Genomic DNA, 2,036 nt, shown 5'->3' with positions numbered 1-2,036 from the left:
TGAGAAATACGGAGGTAGAGCACTGAATATCCTAGGGGGCATTGCGCTTACCGAAGATTATCAAACTCCGAATGCCGTTATTTTATACTTGGGAGTCAGACTGTGGGTAATAAGATTCATAGTCGAGAGGGCAACAGCCCAGATCGTCAGCTAAGGTCCCTAAATGTAAGTTAAGTGGTAAAGGATGTGGGATTGCATAGACAACCAGGATGTTGGCTTAGAAGCAGCCACTCATTTAAAGAGTGCGTAATAGCTCACTGGTCGAGTGATCCTGCGCCGAAGATTACCGGGGCTAAAACTTACTACCGAAGCTACGATATCATTTATGATAGGTAGGGGAGCTTCCTATGCAGGCTGAAGCATGACCGTAAGGACGTGTGGACAGTATAGGAGTGAGAATGTTGGCATGAGTAGCGAGACGTGGGTGAGAATCCCACGGGCCGTAAACCCAAGGTTTCCAGGGGAAGGTTCGTCCGCCCTGGGTTAGTCGGGACCTAAGCCGAGGCCGAAAGGCGTAGGTGATGGACAACAGGTTGAGATTCCTGTACCACCGATAATCGTTTGAGAGATGGAATGACACAGTAGGATAAGCTAACCACACTGTTGGTTATGTGTGGCTAAGTACTGAGGCAGTCAAGGTAGGCAAATCCGCCATGATAATGCTGGGGTACGATGGGGAGCGAAATTAAGTAGCGAAGTAGCTGATTTCACACTGTCGAGAAAAGTTTCTATCGAGATTAAAGGTGCCCGTACCGCAAACCGACACAGGTGGGTGAGGAGAGTATCCTAAGGCCAGCGAGAGAACTGTTGTTAAGGAACTCGGCAAAATGACCCCGTAACTTAGGGAGAAGGGGTGCCACGTTAGGGTTAACGCCCGAGGTGGCCGCAGAGAATAGGCCCAAGCGACTGTTTACCAAAAACACAGGTTTCTGCTAAGTCGCAAGACGATGTATAGGAGCTGACGCCTGCCCGGTGCTGGAAGGTTAAGGGGATCTGTTAGGATTTATCCGAAGCAGTGAACTTAAGCCCCAGTAAACGGCGGCCGTAACTATAACGGTCCTAAGGTAGCGAAATTCCTTGTCGGGTAAGTTCCGACCCGCACGAAAGGCGTAACGATTTGGGCACTGTCTCAACAACAGACTCGGTGAAATTGTAATCCCGGTGAAGATGCCGGGTACCTGCGACAGGACGGAAAGACCCCATGGAGCTTTACTGTAGCTTGACATTGAATTTTGGTGCTACATGTACAGGATAGGTGGGAGGCTATGAAATCGGGACGCCAGTCTCGGTGGAGCTATCCTTGGGATACCACCCTTGTAGTACTGAGATTCTAACCAGATACCTTGAATCAGGTATTGGGACACTGTCAGGTGGGCAGTTTGACTGGGGCGGTCGCCTCCCAAAGAGTAACGGAGGCGCTCAAAGGTTCTCTCAGCACGGTCGGAAATCGTGCGTAGAGTGTAAAGGCAGAAGAGAGCTTGATTGCAAGACATACAGGTCGAGCAAGGACGAAAGTCGGACTTAGTGATCCGGTGGTTCCGCATGGAAGGGCCATCGCTCAACGGATAAAAGCTACCCTGGGGATAACAGGCTTATCTCCCCCAAGAGTCCACATCGACGGGGAGGTTTGGCACCTCGATGTCGGCTCATCACATCCTGGGGCTGTAGTAGGTCCCAAGGGTTGGGCTGTTCGCCCATTAAAGTGGTACGCGAGCTGGGTTCAGAACGTCGTGAGACAGTTCGGTCCCTATCCGTCGCAGGCGTAGGAAATTTGAGGAGACCTGTCCTTAGTACGAGAGGACCGGGATGGACGTACCTCTGGTGTACCAGTTGTTCTGCCAAGGGCATGGCTGGGTAGCTATGTACGGAATGGATAAGCGCTGAAAGCATCTAAGCGCGAAGCCAACTTCAAGATAAGATTTCCCACCGTAAGGGTAAGATCCCAGGAAGACTACCTGTTGATAGGTCGGAGGTGTAAGTGCAGCAATGTATGTAGCTTACCGATACTAATAGATCGAGGACTTGACCAAGATTAT

Annotated in this window: 1 rRNA gene; it reads left to right on the top strand. The window is 50.7% G+C overall.

The features are described 5' to 3' along the window. A 23S ribosomal RNA gene (locus LEQ07_RS19605) occupies positions 1 to 2,030 on the top strand; the annotation flags it as partial. Positions 2,031 to 2,036 lie beyond the last annotated feature (6 nt).

The organism is Paraclostridium sp. AKS73, assembly GCF_025671395.1.
Classification (GTDB): Bacteria; Bacillota; Clostridia; order Peptostreptococcales; family Peptostreptococcaceae; genus Paraclostridium; species Paraclostridium benzoelyticum.
Note: the sequence above shows the minus strand (reverse complement) of the source record. Positions and strands in the feature narration are given on the sequence as shown.